The organism is Propionivibrio pelophilus DSM 12018 (genome assembly GCF_059569095.1).
In genome coordinates this window covers 1-14,037 of the sequence record NZ_JCANUT010000022.1, presented here as the reverse complement: position 1 = coordinate 14,037, position 14,037 = coordinate 1, and the positions used below count along the sequence as shown (strand labels likewise).

General features: G+C 60.7%; 12 protein-coding genes and 3 tRNA genes. 12 read left to right on the top strand and 3 right to left on the bottom strand.

The window, feature by feature from the left end:
- Positions 1–292: 292 nt before the first annotated feature.
- Together BO74_RS10775 and BO74_RS10770 are read left to right on the top strand one after the other, a co-directional pair.
- Positions 293–1,006 (top strand): response regulator transcription factor, encoded by a 714-nt coding sequence (locus tag BO74_RS10775; protein WP_496442233.1) that lies wholly within the window; start codon positions 293–295, stop codon positions 1,004–1,006.
- A gap of 17 nt (positions 1,007–1,023) precedes the next feature.
- Positions 1,024–2,190 (top strand): sensor histidine kinase, encoded by a 1,167-nt coding sequence (locus tag BO74_RS10770; protein ID WP_496442231.1) that lies wholly within the window; start codon positions 1,024–1,026, stop codon positions 2,188–2,190.
- Here the strand turns inward: BO74_RS10770 and pssA are convergent.
- Together pssA and BO74_RS10760 are read right to left on the bottom strand one after the other, a co-directional pair.
- Entirely contained in the window at positions 2,174–3,583 is a 1,410-nt protein-coding gene (gene pssA, locus BO74_RS10765) for a CDP-diacylglycerol--serine O-phosphatidyltransferase (RefSeq protein ID WP_496442229.1), read from the bottom strand. The genes BO74_RS10770 and pssA overlap by 17 nt on opposite strands.
- Positions 3,584–3,642: 59 nt before the next feature.
- Positions 3,643–4,800 carry a benzoate/H(+) symporter BenE family transporter gene (locus tag BO74_RS10760; RefSeq protein ID WP_496442228.1) on the bottom strand — a complete coding sequence of 386 codons (1,158 nt, stop codon included), beginning with the start codon at positions 4,798–4,800 and terminating at the stop codon, positions 3,643–3,645.
- Positions 4,801–4,897: 97 nt separating this feature from the next.
- Between BO74_RS10760 and BO74_RS10755 the strand changes: the two genes are divergently transcribed.
- From BO74_RS10755 to BO74_RS10730, 6 genes are all read left to right on the top strand, one after another.
- A complete protein-coding gene (locus BO74_RS10755; protein ID WP_496442226.1) occupies positions 4,898–5,485 on the top strand; it encodes a helix-turn-helix domain-containing protein in 588 nt (195 codons plus the stop codon).
- Positions 5,486–5,522: 37 nt separating this feature from the next.
- The gene (gene purT / locus BO74_RS10750) at positions 5,523–6,767 is read left to right on the top strand and encodes a formate-dependent phosphoribosylglycinamide formyltransferase (protein ID WP_496442224.1); all 1,245 of its coding nucleotides are present in this window, start codon (positions 5,523–5,525) and stop codon (positions 6,765–6,767) included.
- A gap of 133 nt (positions 6,768–6,900) precedes the next feature.
- Positions 6,901–8,328 (top strand): homospermidine synthase, encoded by a 1,428-nt coding sequence (locus tag BO74_RS10745; RefSeq protein WP_496442222.1) that lies wholly within the window; start codon positions 6,901–6,903, stop codon positions 8,326–8,328.
- Between the two features lie 89 nt (positions 8,329–8,417).
- Entirely contained in the window at positions 8,418–8,882 is a 465-nt protein-coding gene (locus BO74_RS10740; RefSeq protein WP_496442213.1) for a thioredoxin family protein, read from the top strand.
- A 98-nt stretch (positions 8,883–8,980) separates the two neighbouring features.
- A complete protein-coding gene (locus BO74_RS10735) occupies positions 8,981–11,422 on the top strand; it encodes an ATP-binding protein (RefSeq protein ID WP_496442211.1) in 2,442 nt (813 codons plus the stop codon).
- Positions 11,423–11,514: 92 nt separating this feature from the next.
- A complete protein-coding gene (locus BO74_RS10730; protein WP_496442209.1) occupies positions 11,515–12,168 on the top strand; it encodes a response regulator in 654 nt (217 codons plus the stop codon).
- On the opposite strand, the gene BO74_RS10725 is transcribed toward BO74_RS10730, so the two are convergent.
- On the bottom strand, positions 12,112–12,948 hold the full coding sequence (locus tag BO74_RS10725) for a class I SAM-dependent methyltransferase (RefSeq protein WP_496442208.1): 837 nt from the start codon (positions 12,946–12,948) through the stop codon (positions 12,112–12,114). The genes BO74_RS10730 and BO74_RS10725 overlap by 57 nt on opposite strands.
- 178 nt (positions 12,949–13,126) lie before the next feature.
- On the opposite strand from BO74_RS10725, the gene BO74_RS10720 reads away from it, so the two are divergent.
- The 4 genes from BO74_RS10720 to BO74_RS10705 form a co-directional block, all read left to right on the top strand.
- Positions 13,127–13,211: transfer RNA gene (locus tag BO74_RS10720), tRNA-Tyr, on the top strand.
- 53 nt (positions 13,212–13,264) lie between these two features.
- A tRNA-Gly gene (locus tag BO74_RS10715) sits at positions 13,265–13,338 on the top strand.
- A 39-nt stretch (positions 13,339–13,377) separates the two neighbouring features.
- Positions 13,378–13,452: transfer RNA gene (locus BO74_RS10710), tRNA-Thr, on the top strand.
- A 47-nt stretch (positions 13,453–13,499) separates the two neighbouring features.
- Positions 13,500–14,037: GTP-binding protein (locus BO74_RS10705; RefSeq protein ID WP_496442207.1), on the top strand; the 538-nt coding region annotated here is incomplete at its 3' end.

Below are 14,037 nucleotides of genomic sequence, written 5' to 3'. Positions count from 1 at the left end.
TGCCCGTCGCGGGCAGACGTCGGTCCTCAGTCTTACTGGCAAGTTATCGGCCAGAACCACGGGAGAACGACGGCTTTTCGGGTAAAGCGGGGTAAATGTCGGTGAAGGGCTGAGGCGTTGGCGAGCGGGATGGCGCCAGGTGGCGCGATTTTTGTGGAGATGCGGGCGAAAAATCTGCGCTGAATACAGAAGAAACGGTGGCGGTTGCCGGTGTTCCGGCAAGAACTACCTGCCGCTGTAAATCCCGGTAAACTCGGGCAGATTCGTAATTCCCGCCGGTATCATTTCGCCCATGCACGAGATTTCTAGCAAGTTGTCCGACGTGTCTCCGCGCGTCCTGTTGGTCGACGATGACGTCGATCTGGTGTCTCTTCTGCGCGATTACCTCGTCAGTGACGGTTATGCGGTAACGGTTGCTCACGAGGGCGAGTCGGCGTTGAGACAGTTCGCCGCGCAGCCGTTCGATATCGCGGTCGTGGACGTAATGATGCCCGGCTTCAGCGGCATCGAGGTGCTGCGCCGGATCAGGGCGCGCAGCAGCATGCCGGTGCTGATGCTGACCGCGCGCGGTGACGATGAAAGCCGGATCCTCGGCCTCGAGCTCGGTGCCGACGACTACGTCGCCAAGCCCTGCACGTCGCGCGAACTGAGCGCCCGCCTGCGGGCGATCCTGCGCCGTACGCAGTTGCGCTCCTCGGCGCCCGACTCGCTGCGCGTCGGCGAGCTGGCGCTGTATTCGGCACAGCGGCGCATCGCGTGGGGCGGGGATGATCTGCTGTTGACGAATGCCGAGTTCAATCTGCTCGAACTGCTGATCCAGAACGCCGGCCAGGTGGTGAGCAAGACGCTCTTGTCCGAACAGGGGTTGGGCCGTCCGTTTCAGCGCTACGACCGCAGCATCGACGTGCATCTGAGCAGCATCCGGCACAAGTTGCCGCGTCTCTCCGACGGGCGGCCGCGCATCCAGGCTGTGCTGCGCAAGGGCTACCAGCTGCTGACCGACTGACACTCTGACGCTACGTGATGCCGCCTTTCCTTCGTGGTCGACTTTTCTGGAAGATCTTCGTCTTTTTCTTCCTGGCGCAGGTGACCGGCATCGTGGTAACCGGGGTGGCGATCTGGGCAACGCTGCCGGAGGGTGCCGGTAATTTTCCTCCTCCCCCTCCGGAAGCTGCGGCGGTCTTGCAGCGTCCGGATGTATCCGCCTCCAGCGGCTTGCCGTACCCGCCGGATGGGGCCCCTTTGCCGCCGTCCGGGCCGCGCTTCCCGCTCAAGCACCTGTTGGCCGGAACGCTCGCCAGCCTGGTTTTTGCCGCCTTGCTGGCCGCGTACTTCGCCCGGCCGGTGCGCCGCCTGCGTACGGCGCTACAGGCCGGCGCCAGTGGTCAATTGATTACCGATCTGACGGAATCGATGGGCGGGCGGCGCGACGAGTTGGCCGACCTCTGCCGGGATTTCGACCGCATGGCCAATCACATCGATCAACTGATGCAGGGGCAGCGGCGCCTGATGCACGATGTATCGCACGAAATGCGTTCGCCTCTGGCCCGTCTGAGTGCGATTGTCGGGCTGGTGCGGCAGCAGCCCGAACGGCTCGACGATTGCCTCAACCTGCTGGAGCATGAATCGGCGCGCATGGATCGGCTGGTCAGCGAACTGCTTACCTTGTCGCGCTTGGAGTCGGGTATCGTCGGGCCGGGCGACGAGATCGTCGATCTGGCGGAGCTGCTGGACGACGTGGTTTCCGATGCGGAGCCGGAGGCCGAGCAGGCCGCGTGCCGGGTCGAACTCGTCGTCGCTGGCGAGTTGTCGGTACGTGGTGACGCCGAGATGCTGCACCGGCTGTTCGATAACCTGCTGCGCAATGCGCTGGCCTACGCAAGTGACGGCGGCTGGGTGGGCATTCGTGCGGAGCGTGAAGGCGAATTCGTCCGCGTCTGCGTCGAAGATCGGGGGCCGGGGGCGCTGAGTTCCGACCTCGAAAGGCTGTTCGAGCCGTTCTTCCGCGGCAGTCAGGCGCCGGCACGCAAGGGGCACGGCCTCGGGTTGGCGATCGCCCGCCAGATCGCCGTCAGTCATGGCGGGCAGATCGACGCAGAAAACCGCCGTGAAGGCGGCTTGCGGGTCAGCGTGTGTTTGCCGCTTGTCGGAGAGCCGTCATCCCCCGAAGGGGTTACAGCACCTGATTGACCAGGCGATCGGCGCGTACGCGGGCCAGCCGCTTGATCAGCCGCTGGGCGGCTTCCGGATAGTTCTCGACCGGCTCCAGTGCGTCCGCGCTATCCAGGCGTTGCGCGTGGGCGAGAATCCGTGCGAGTTCGGCAGCGTGTTTTTCGCGCAGCAAGGCGTTCGGGTCGTTGATCAGCAGGCCGTTTTCCAGGTCGAGTCGCCAGGCGCGCGGATTGATGTTGTTCCCGGTCAGCAGGGCATAGCGGTCGTCGACGAGCAGGCCTTTCAGGTGGAAGGTGTTGTCGTCGTGGCGCCACAGAAAAACATTCAACCGCTGCTCGTCGATGGCCGCCTGGCGGGCCTTGCAGAAGCGCCGCAGGTTGGCTTCGTAGAGATACGGTAATGCACCGATGGCCTTGAACGGCTCGTCGGGCGGGATGTAGAAGTCGTTGGCGGTCTTGTCGCCGATCACGATGGTTACGTGGCATCCTGCGCGCAGACGGGCGTCGATGGCGCGGGTGACCGGACCGGGCAGGTTGAAGTAGGGCGTGAACAGGGTCAGCCGCTCGCGCGCTTCGCGGATCAGCGTGACGATCGTCCGGTTCAGTTCGTTGTCCCGGGCGCCCAGCCCGAACAGCGGCGTGACGCCGATTTCGCCCTGGCGGACGAGGTCGCCGGCAAAGCGGTAGCGTGTCTTCGCCAGTTCGCGCCGGAACTTGATGATCGCCGGGCGCAGTTCAGCGGTACGAGGGACGTCGGACACGTTCAGCAGGCGAACTGCCGGATTCTGTATGAAGGAGCGGTCGAGTGCGACGGCCATGCTGTCGGCCAGCGCGCGGCTGCGGATCAGGTGGTAGCGGTCGAGGCGGTAGCGCTGGTGGCGTTGCAGGTACACGTCGTTGAGGCTGGCGCCGCTGTACAGCACCGTGTTGTCGATGATGAACCCCTTCAGGTGCATCACGCCCATGAACTCGCGGCGCTGAACCGGAACGCCGTAGACATTCACGCCGTGCCCGAAACGGTCGGCCATGGCGCGATACATTGCGGCGTTTCCGTCGGACCGGGCCTTGCCGATCAGCCCGCGCTGGGCACGGTGCCAGTCGACGAAGACGCCAATCTCCAACTCGGGACGTGCCGCCTTCGCGGTATACAACGCTTCCAGAATCTCGCGGCCGCCGTCGTCGTCCTGCAGGTATAGCGCCGCGAGCAGGATGCGGTGTTGCGCGGCGCCGATCAGACGGAGCAGCGTCTCGCGGTAGGCCCTCGGATTTTCCAGTACCTCGAAGTTCTCGGCCATGACCGGGATGGCCGGCAGCGCGTCAAGGGGCGTCCAGTGACGTGTCTTTTCCCGCCAGTTGCGCCAGACGCTGGTAAGCCCGGTACGGGGTATTGGTTGCGTTTGAGTGAGTTCCACGTAGGGGATTATACCTAGACGCGGATTTTCGTTTCCGACGATTATTCCTTCGACCGTACTCAGTGTTTTTTCCGGGTGATGTAGCGTACGGCGAGTCCCGCGAGCAGTCCCCAGAATGCGCTGCCGACCCCGAGCAGGGCGAGGCCGGATGCGGTGACCAGGAAGGTGGCCAGCGCAGCATCGCGCTCGCTGTCGTCGTGCAACGCAGCCGTGAGACTGCTGCCGATGGTGCCGAACAAGGCGATGCCGGCGATGGCGGCGATCAGTTCCTGCGGGAACGCGGCGAACAGACCGGCGACGGTGGCGCCGAGAATTCCGGTAACAAGATAAAACACGCCGGCCCAGACCGACGCCAGGTAGCGCCGCTCCGGGTCGGGATGCGCCTCGGGGCTCATGCAGATCGCGGCGGTGATTGCCGCCAGGTTGAAGGAGAATCCGCCGAAAGGAGCAAGCAGCACGCCGGTGAGACCGGTCCAGCCGATCAGCGGCGAGACCGGGGTCCGGTAGCCGTTGGCGCGCAGTACGGCCATGCCGGGAACGTTCTGCGACGACATGGTGACGATGAACAACGGGATGCCGACGCCGATCAATGTGGGCAGGCTGAAGGCCGGCGCGGTGAACAGCGGTCTTGCAACATCCAATGTCAGGGCCGTCGTCTCGATCATGCCGCCGACCGTTGCCCACGACAGGCCGGCGAGGAAGGTCAGGGGGATGGTGTAGCGCGAATTCAGGCGGCGGCCGACGAGGTAGGTGCCCAGCATCAGGCCGACCAGTGCCGGCTGGCTGCCGAACGCAGTGAAGACGTTGAGGCCGAAGCGCAGCAGGACGCCCGCGAGCATTCCGGCCGCCAGCGTCTTCGGAATGTGTTTCATCAGTGTTTCGACCCAGCCGGTGACGCCGCACAGGGTGATCAGTGCCGAAGCGAAGAGAAAGGCGCCGATGGCCTCGCTCATCGGCAGTCCGACGAGCGATGTGCCCAGCAGGGCGGCGCCGGGGGTTGACCAGGCGGTGAGCACCGGACTGCGGAAACGCAGCGATAGGCCGATGCAGGTGGCGCCCATGCCGAGGCCGAGGGCGAGGAGCCAGGAACTGAGGTGCGCCGGGCCGGCACCGGCTGCCGTGGCTGCCTGGAATACGATCGCGGCCGAGCTAGTGTAGCCGACCAGGACGGCGATGAATCCGGCGGAAATCGAGGGAAGACTGAAGAAACCTTTCATCGGGGAGCGTCGTGTGGTGTCATTGATCGGTGTGCGTTATGGCGCACGGCGGACGGCATGCTAACATTGTGCGCTATAACGTACAAGGCGGGTTTCCATGAGCGAAAACACCGGAGAACCACATCACTATCTTCCCGCTGCGTTGCGCGCGCTGCGCCGGGCGCGGGGCTGGAGCCTCGATCGTGCGGCGCAGGAAACGGGGGTGAGCAAGGCGATGCTCGGGCAGATCGAGCGCGGAGAGTCGAGCCCGACGATCGCCACCTTGTGGAAGATCGCCAGCGGCTTCCATGTCTCGCTTTCCGCTTTCCTTGGCCCCGTGCCCGACGGAGGGGAGGCTGGGACGGTCTTCCGGCAGGCTGCGGCGCTGCGGCATCAGCCCGGCACGGACGGGATGCTGGTCGCTCCGCTGTTTCCCTACGAGCCGCGCTACGGCTACGAATTGTTCGAGCTGACCCTGTCGCCCGGCTATGTGCGCGAATCCGAGGCGCACGCGCCTGGTGTCACCGAGACGGTCATCGTCCTGGCCGGGATCATGGAGGTGCTGACCGACGGCGCCTGGACGCCCCTGTCGGTCGGTGACGCGGTGCGTTTTTCCGCCGACCGGCCGCACGGTTACGCCAATCGGGGGACGGTGCCGGCTGTGTTCCACAACCTGATTCATTACCGCTCGCCGGGTCCTTGCTAAAATTCCGATGTTTTCAACGGCCTACAGGACCCTTGCCATGACCGGAACGACCTCCGCTCCCCTTGCTCCGATGCCGACCCGCATCGGAACGCCACTCAGCCCGTCGGCGACACGCGTCATGCTGCTCGGCGCCGGCGAACTCGGCAAGGAAGTCATCATTGCCCTGCAGCGCCTCGGGGTCGAAACGGTCGCCGTCGACCGCTATCCCGATGCGCCGGGGATGCAGGTGGCGCATCGCGCGCATGTCGTTTCGATGACCGACGGGCCGGCGCTGCGCGCGCTGATCGAACTGGAGCGTCCGCACCTCGTTGTGCCTGAGATCGAGGCCATCGCCACCGACATGCTGGTCGACATCGAGCGCGAGGGGCTTGCCGAGGTCATACCGACCGCGCGTGCCACGCGCCTGACGATGAACCGCGAGGGTATCCGCCGCCTGGCTGCGGAAGAACTCGGGCTGCCGACGTCGCCGTATGCCTTTGCCGAGTCGCTGGAAGCACTGCAGGCGGCCATCGACGCGGGGATCGGCTACCCGTGCCTGGTCAAGCCGACCATGTCGTCGTCGGGCAAGGGGCAGTCGCTGCTGCGCGGACCGGACGATGTCGCCAAGGCGTGGGAGTACGCGATGCAAGGTGGTCGCGTCAGTCAGGCGCGCGTGATCGTCGAGGGCTTCGTCGATTTCGAGTACGAGATCACGCTGCTCACCGTGCGCGCGCTCGGCGCCGACGGTGAGGTCGAAACGCACTTCTGCGCGCCGGTCGGGCATATCCAGAAAAACGGCGATTACGTCGAATCCTGGCAGCCGCAGGCGATGAGCACAGTCGCCCTGGAAAAGGCGCAGGCGATTGCCCGGGCCGTTACCGGCAGCTTGGGCGGGCGTGGCCTGTTCGGCGTCGAGCTTTTCGTCAAGGGCGAGCAGGTGTGGTTCTCCGAAGTCAGTCCGCGCCCGCACGATACGGGGCTTGTCACGCTCGCTTCGCAACGTTTCTCGGAATTTGAGCTGCATGCCCGTGCCATTCTCGGCTTGCCGGTCGATGTGTCCCTGCGTGCTCCCGGTGCCTCCGCGGTGATCTACGGTGGCGTAGACGCGAAGGGCATCGCCTTCGAAGGCGTTGCCGAAGCGCTGCGCGTTCCCGGAACCGATCTGCGCCTGTTCGGCAAGCCGGAGAGCTTCACCAGGCGCCGGATGGGGGTTGTCGTGGCCACCGGCGCCGACACCGACGAGGCTCGGGGGCGCGCCAAAGAGGCCGCCGGCAGGGTTCGTCCCGTGGCTATGCCCAGCTAGCCGCACGCCATTTTCCGCCCGGCACCTGACCGGCGCTGTCCCGCCGTGTTTTTCATCGCCGGACAGGGCATGCCTTGACCCGGCGCGTCTTGATCTTTTAGATTTTTCGGGCAGAAAGGGAGGGGGATGCCTGATGGCGGCGAGTTTGGAACGGCAGTGGACACATTTTCAGGGGCGTATGTTGGTGATCGGCTTCGGCTGTGTCGCTCAAGGCGTATTGCCTTTGCTGTTGCGCCACATCGCCATGCATCCTCGGCAGATAACCGTCCTTGCCCCGTCGGAATGCGATTTCTCGGTTGCCGAGGCCTGTGGCGTACTGGTGGAAGAGCTCGCCGTCACGCGCTCGAACTTGTCCTTGGCTCTGTCGGAAAGGCTCGGGGTCGGAGATTTCCTGCTCAACCTTTCTGTTGACGTCAGTTGCGTCGAACTCATGGCCTGGTGTCAGGCGCATGGCGTGTTGTATCTGGACGCCTGTACCGAGCCCTGGACAGGCGGCTATCTCGACGCCTCTCTGCCGCCGGAATCGCGAACCAACCACGCCTTGCGCCAGGCGGCGCTGAGCTTACGGAGTGAAGAACACGGATTGCCGACGGCGGTCATCACGCATGGCGTGAACCCGGGCCTCGTCTCTCATTTCGTCAAGCAGGCGCTCGTCAACCTCGGGCGGGATCTTTTGCCGGACGCCGGCGAGCCACGTGACCAGAGCGGTTGGGCCACGCTCGCGCAGAGCCTCGGCATTCGCGCCATCCACATTGCCGAACGTGATACGCAGGTGCCTGTCCGCCGCAAGCAGATCGGTGAATTCGTCAATACCTGGTCGGTGGAAGGACTCCATGGCGAGGCCTGCCAGCCAGCCGAGCTGGCGTGGGGGAGTCACGAGCGACGGCTGCCGGCCCGCGGGCGGTTGCTTGATGGCGCGAACGGCGCCGTGTGGCTGAATCGTCCAGGCGGCGCGACCCGGGTTCGCAGCTGGACGCCGCTCGAAGGGAATTACCACGGCTTCCTGATCACGCACAGCGAGTCCCTGTCGATTGCCGACTATCTTACGCTGCGCGAAGGCGATGCCGTGCGCTACCGCCCGACGGTGCACTATGCGTATTACCCGTGCGACGACACGGTGCTTTCTCTGCATGAAGCTGCCGGGCAGAACTGGCAACTACAGGCGCGAAAGCGGTTGCTGGGTGCCGATGACATTGTCTCGGGCATGGATGAACTGGGCGTCCTGCTCCTCGGCCACGCGAGAAACGCCTATTGGTATGGTTCCCGCCTGACGATCGAGAAGGCGCGCCAACTCTGTCCTTTCAACAACGCGACCAGCCTGCAGACGGCGGCCGGGATTCTTGCCGGCGCGGTTTGGGCGATCGAGCATCCTGACGCGGGAATCGTCGAGCCGGATGATTTGCCGTTCCGCGAACTGATGGCTGTCGCCAGGCCGTATCTCGGGGAGATGGTCGGTGTCTATGGTGACTGGACGCCTGTGCGTGATCGCTGTGAGTTGTTCGGTGACGATGTCAGGGGCGATGACGATCCGTGGCAGTTCACGAACATGCTCGTTGAGTAGCGCCCAAACGGCTCTGGGCATTGCTTGCTTGCGTTAATATGACGAGCGTTGGGTAAGCGGAAATATTCGATGTCTGGGAAAGAGCACGTGTGGTCGTCTTGCCGTTTTCCTGTTCTCTTGAGATAGCTTGTTTGAATCGTATGCATCAACCAGAATGCGTTGTATCGAAACCGTCGCACGATGCGCTGTCGGTGGTGTGCTTGTGCGCTGAATGGTGTGGAACCTGTCGAGAGTACGAAAGCGCGTTCGGGAAACTGGCTGACGTGTTTCCGGAGGTGCGCTTTTCCTGGTGGGATATCGAAGAGCGTGCCGACAGTCTTGGTGATCTCGATATCGAGAATTTTCCGACGCTTCTGATCCGTCGGGGAGGGCTGGTTCTATTCTATGGAACCATGTTGCCGCAAATCGGGTTGTTGCGCAGGCTCATCGAGTCTTTTTCGGAACAGACTGCCGAGGAAGCGCGAAGATACGCTTTCTCCAGCCCTGAACGGAGTGGCTGGCAGTCGAATCTCGATCTGTCGCCGATAGGCCTTGATCAGGAATCTCAATCCTGATGCTGCCAGGGCGTCAATAGCGATCCATGGAGAATCCAGCCAAATTCCTGAAAAGGCGGAGCAGAACACCTGTCCTTTTATTGTTGGTGGCAACCGGAATGCTGTTTTTTCTCGTTGCGGCTTTGCTGTGGTTCGATTACCACGAGCAATTGCGTAAGGCCGAAAGCTCCACGCGGCAATTGGCGACTCTGCTGGCCTCGCAATTTGGCGGGCGCATCAGTCGGGTGGATGTCGAGTTGCAGGCGCTATCGTCCGAGCTTTCAAAAAATGCGTTGACCTGGACCGCTACGATGCAGATTCAGGGGCGCACCGAAAACAGTCTCACCGCGCGTATCTTGAGTTTCGATGGCGCCGGCAGCTACCACATCTGCAACGCGGATGGAATCGTTGTGTATTCGTCGTACGGAGGGGGTGAAGCTACGGACAGTGTTGCCGAGCGGAACTATTTTCGGCAACTACGGGATGGCCCTTCGTCGCAGCCTGTTTTTTCTCGCGTGCTGACGAGCCGATTTTCGGGAGAGGAGGTCATGGTCATCGCACGTGGCTTGCGCGATGAGAGCGGGGCATTCATGGGGGCGGTGTTCGCCACGCTCAATATTGGGGATTTGCAGCGCCAGATGGCGGATGTTGATTCAGAGAAGCGCTCTGTAATCGCATTGAAGCAAAAGGATGGAACGGTCCTCGGGGCAACCGATCGGGGCATGACGGTGGCGAAGGCTGAAACGAGCGACTCGGTGCGCCTCTTTGTGGAGTATGTGGCTGAGGTGAAGCAGGGAAGCATGGTCAGCCGTGAAGGTGGATCTGTTTATCCGATTTACGTCATGGCTGGAATGAGCCGTGATGCCGTGTTGAGCGGATGGATCGTTCGGTTGTCTTTTTCCTGCGGGGTCTTTCTTTTTGTCATGGTGCTGGTCCGTGTGCTTGTCGGAAGGTTGCGCCGCATGCGAAGGCGCGAGGCAAGCATTCTTGGCGAATTGGCGGTGAGCGAGACACAATTCAACGATCTGGCGAAAGTGGTTCCAGTCGGGATTTGTCGCCTCGACTCTTCCGCGCGAATGGTGTTTGCCAATGACTGTCTTTTGAACATCCTTGGCTATGCCAAGGGCGATCTGATTGGGCGCGAGTGGTCAGACCTTGCTTGCCAGGACGGACGGCAACCAGGCGGTGAAAGCATCGTACCAGGAGTGAGCGAGTACCAGCTGTACGGAGTAAATGGGGAACTCTTTCACGTAATTGGCGAATCCAGAGTCGAGCGCGGTGCCAATGGCGAGGTGCATGGATATGTCGTCGCGCTGACCGATATTACAAGGCAGAAGCAGGCGGAAGCAGATCTCTCCAGAGCGAAACTGGAGGCGGAGCAAGCGAACAAGGCGAAGGCGCGGTTTCTTGCCGTCGCGAGCCACGACTTGCGTCAGCCGATTCAGGCGATAAATTTGTTCAAGGATGCGTTAATTCGGGCAGGGCTGACGGGCGAGCAGCAGAGTATTGCGCGATTTTTGTCCCTATCAGTGAATTCTCTGAGTGAACTGCTGTATTCGCTGCTCGATTTCTCGAAACTTGATGCTGGTATGGTTCAGCCTCAAAAGCGTCCGATGGATGTCGAGGAAATCTTTCGTTCGGTTGATGAGGCTTTTTCTTCCATCGCGCAACAGAGAAACTTGCGTTTCAAGTTTTTTTATCCATTCAGGGGGTTGGTCGTGTTCACCGACCCAGGGCTTTTGCTTGGCATTCTGCGCAATCTGATAGATAACGCGTTCAAATACACGGAGACGGGCGGGGTGCTGGTCGGAGTCCGCCGGCGTGAAGGTCGGTTCCTGATCCAGGTCTGGGACACCGGCATTGGCATTCCGAAAGGCGTTGGAGAGGCGATATTTGAAGAGTGTTACCAGGTGAGCAATCCCACACGCGATCGAGCGAAGGGAATCGGGATCGGATTGTCCATTGCTCGCCGGACGGCTCGTCTGCTCGGTGGAGATGTCGCTTTTCGGTCTCGCGAGGGACGGGGCTCCGTGTTCGAAATCTCACTGCCGTTGTGTGAAGTCGCGGACTGGGCGGGCGAGTCAATCGATCTTGCTGCTGGCTCGCCGCAGGAAGATGCCTTGCCGGTGGATTACTCGATTTTCAGCGGCTGGAGGGTCGTCGTTGTGGAGGATGATCCTGTCGTGGCGAAGTCGATCGAACTCTCGTTGCAGGCGCTGAATATGGATGTCGACGTATTTGGCAGTGCCGAGCAAGCGGTTGCGTCGCCTCGCTTGCTGGGGGGGGATTTCTATATCTCGGATTACGTTCTCCCGGGAGATAACGGCATTAGTCTGCTGGAGCATATCCAGAGTCGCTCCTCCAGTCCGATACGCGCGATTCTCATGACGGGCGCGGCCTCACCGGATCGCAGGAAGGTGATTCAGTCTGAGCGTTGGCGCGTATTACTCAAGCCTGCGGATCTTTCATTAATCCTGTCGATAATGAATGATGTCGTCAGGGTGGATGAGGGGCGAAAATCAATTCACCGCACCACGACCGTTACGGTGTTACGGCAATAAAAGTAGTCGATGTAAAAAAACTGTCTTGGATTTTGTGCATATGTTCGTAAAATCTGACTTTTCTGGAAAACCATGAATCGTGGTGCGTTGGTATGACTAAGCTGCTATTAATCGAGGATCATGCACTGGTGCGGGAGGGGCTTGTTCAGACCTTGAGACAACTCGAGGCGGCGGTGGACGTCTTTGATGTGGCTGACTTTGACGGAGCAAACGCGCTGCTCGAGAAGGAGCATTCGTTCGACCTGGTGCTTCTTGACTTGGGGCTGCCCGGTGTTGATGGTATTACCTGTCTGAAGTCCTTCCGCCAGCGATATCCGGAGATGCCGGTGGTTATTCTTTCGGCGTACGACGATGCGCAGACGGTAGGCAAGGCGATGGCGTGCGGCGCCTCCGGGTTTGTTTCCAAAGCGTATTCAAGCGAGCGCCTTCTTTCCGTGCTGCGTGACGCTCTTGCTGGAAAGGTGATGGTGCCCGAGTTGTCACCGGTCAACTCGTTTTCTGCTGAGCCGCACCCCCCGATGACGGGCGGGGAGGTTGATCCGTCCGATTTTGGTCTGACTGGCCGTCAGGCTGAGGTTCTCGGGTTAATGGCCAAGGGGAAGTCCAATCGGGATATCGCAACGATTCTTGGCTTGTCCGAAGGGACGGTCAAAATTCACCTGACCGCCATCTTCAAAGTGCTCGGAGTTTCAAGTCGGACCCAAGCGATGGTCGTTGTTGCGCGCAGGGGGATTCGCCTGAGTTGATGCGGTCGGGATGGCGTAACAGTACAACTTGGCTTTGCGTTGGCCTCCAATTTCGATAACGAATGTCGGTTCCGTGCCGGGGCACCTGAAAGTATTGGTAATGAAAAGACTGGAGGGGCGCATTTCCTTTTGTGCTTTTTCCCAAAGTCTTGCCATTGGCGCTGGAGACAGGAAGGCGTAAACCACATCATAGTTTTCCAATGGTGCACGCCAAAAATCGCCAAAAATCCAGTGGTGGTTGGTTACCTGGAGGGATCTAAGGCGTCCGAATAGCCAGGGAATGGCTGAATTCTCAACCCCAGTGAAATCACACCGAGGTAAGGTGCGTGCCAGGTGAGACGTAACGCTTCCAATGCCCGCGCCGAGATCAATGAACCTGAGGTTTGGCTTGTCTCTGATTAGATCAAGAAGCGCCCGGTTTGCGTGTTTCCCCGAGAAGTAGAGCGGAATTCGGCCTATCGTCGCGCTGCGGAATACGAGAAACAGGAAAATGAAGGACCAGAGATACCATTCTGGTGGTATGGTCGCCGAACGCGCGAAGAGTGCGGCAGGGAGGAAAAGCGAGTGGATCACCTTCCACCACCAGGGAAGGCCAAGCACAGAAGAGAGTATCAATGCGATTGCGCCGGTGACAACCGGAGCCGTGACCCAAATCGATGCAGCCGGCAGCATCGCGCCGAACGCCGAGACCAAGCAGATTGAAGCTAAAAAAGCTACCGCCTGCACCCCGAAGTGCACCCAATAGGGAGTGACCTCTTCATCGGTAAGGTTGATGGCCATGCGTCGGGGTCTAAAATTCTCAGGCCAAGGAAAGGGGGGCGATTCAGTTTCGCAGGGTGCAACAAAAAAGTCAAAAAAGCAGGAAATTTCAGAGAGATTGGGTTATACTATTGCCCGTTCCAAGCCGTGAGGGCTTGACGCTGTGAAATTTCAGTGTCAGAATTCGCGGTTCTGGCTTGGAGGGATACCCAAGCGGTCAACGGGATCAGACTGTAAATCTGACGGCTCTGCCTTCGAAGGTTCGAATCCTTCTCCCTCCACCAAAAAAGAAGTTGCTGTAGCGGTCGTGATTGGTAGTGCTGCGCGTTATCGTTTCGCGGGTGTAGCTCAATGGTAGAGCTGAAGCCTTCCAAGCTTAAGACGAGGGTTCGATTCCCTTCACCCGCTCCAGTCTGTTGTTCGGCTATTATTTCGGGTCGCAGGCTAGATGCCCATGTAGCTCAGTGGTAGAGCACTCCCTTGGTAAGGGAGAGGTCGGCAGTTCAATCCTGCCCATGGGCACCACCGCACTGTTTCAAGGATTTTTAACTTTAACGTTTGAGGTACCGGCAATGGCTAAGGCAAAATTTGAGCGTACGAAGCCGCACGTAAACGTTGGCACGATTGGTCACGTTGACCATGGGAAGACGACGCTGACGGCGGCGATCACGACGATCCTGTCGAAGAAGTTTGGTGGTGAGGCGAAGGCCTATGACCAGATCGACGCGGCGCCGGAAGAAAAGGCGCGCGGGATCACGATCAACACGGCGCACGTTGAATACGAAACGGAGACGCGCCACTACGCTCACGTTGACTGCCCGGGTCACGCCGACTACGTCAAGAACATGATTACCGGCGCAGCGCAGATGGACGGTGCGATTCTGGTGGTGTCAGCGGCCGACGGTCCCATGCCCCAGACCCGCGAGCACATCCTGCTGGCCCGTCAGGTCGGTGTGCCGTACATCATCGTTTACATGAACAAGTGCGACATGGTTGACGATGCCGAACTGCTCGAACTCGTCGAAATGGAAGTGCGCGAGTTGCTCTCCAAGTACGAATTCCCGGGCGACGACATCCCCATCGTCAAAGGCTCCGCGCTCAAGGCGCTCG

Bases quoted from the DNA above. Each gene is read 5' to 3' on its own strand.
- BO74_RS10775 (WP_496442233.1), top strand. From the start codon at position 293: ATGCACGAGATTTCTAGCAAGTTGTCCGACGTGTCTCCGCGCGTCCTG.
- BO74_RS10770 (WP_496442231.1), top strand. From the start codon at position 1,024: ATGCCGCCTTTCCTTCGTGGTCGACTTTTCTGGAAGATCTTCGTCTTT.
- BO74_RS10760 (WP_496442228.1), bottom strand. From the start codon at position 4,800: ATGAAAGGTTTCTTCAGTCTTCCCTCGATTTCCGCCGGATTCATCGCC.
- BO74_RS10755 (WP_496442226.1), top strand. From the start codon at position 4,898: ATGAGCGAAAACACCGGAGAACCACATCACTATCTTCCCGCTGCGTTG.
- purT (WP_496442224.1), top strand. From the start codon at position 5,523: ATGACCGGAACGACCTCCGCTCCCCTTGCTCCGATGCCGACCCGCATC.
- BO74_RS10745 (WP_496442222.1), top strand. From the start codon at position 6,901: ATGGCGGCGAGTTTGGAACGGCAGTGGACACATTTTCAGGGGCGTATG.
- BO74_RS10735 (WP_496442211.1), top strand. From the start codon at position 8,981: ATGCTGTTTTTTCTCGTTGCGGCTTTGCTGTGGTTCGATTACCACGAG.
- BO74_RS10730 (WP_496442209.1), top strand. From the start codon at position 11,515: ATGACTAAGCTGCTATTAATCGAGGATCATGCACTGGTGCGGGAGGGG.
- BO74_RS10725 (WP_496442208.1), bottom strand. From the start codon at position 12,948: ATGGCCATCAACCTTACCGATGAAGAGGTCACTCCCTATTGGGTGCAC.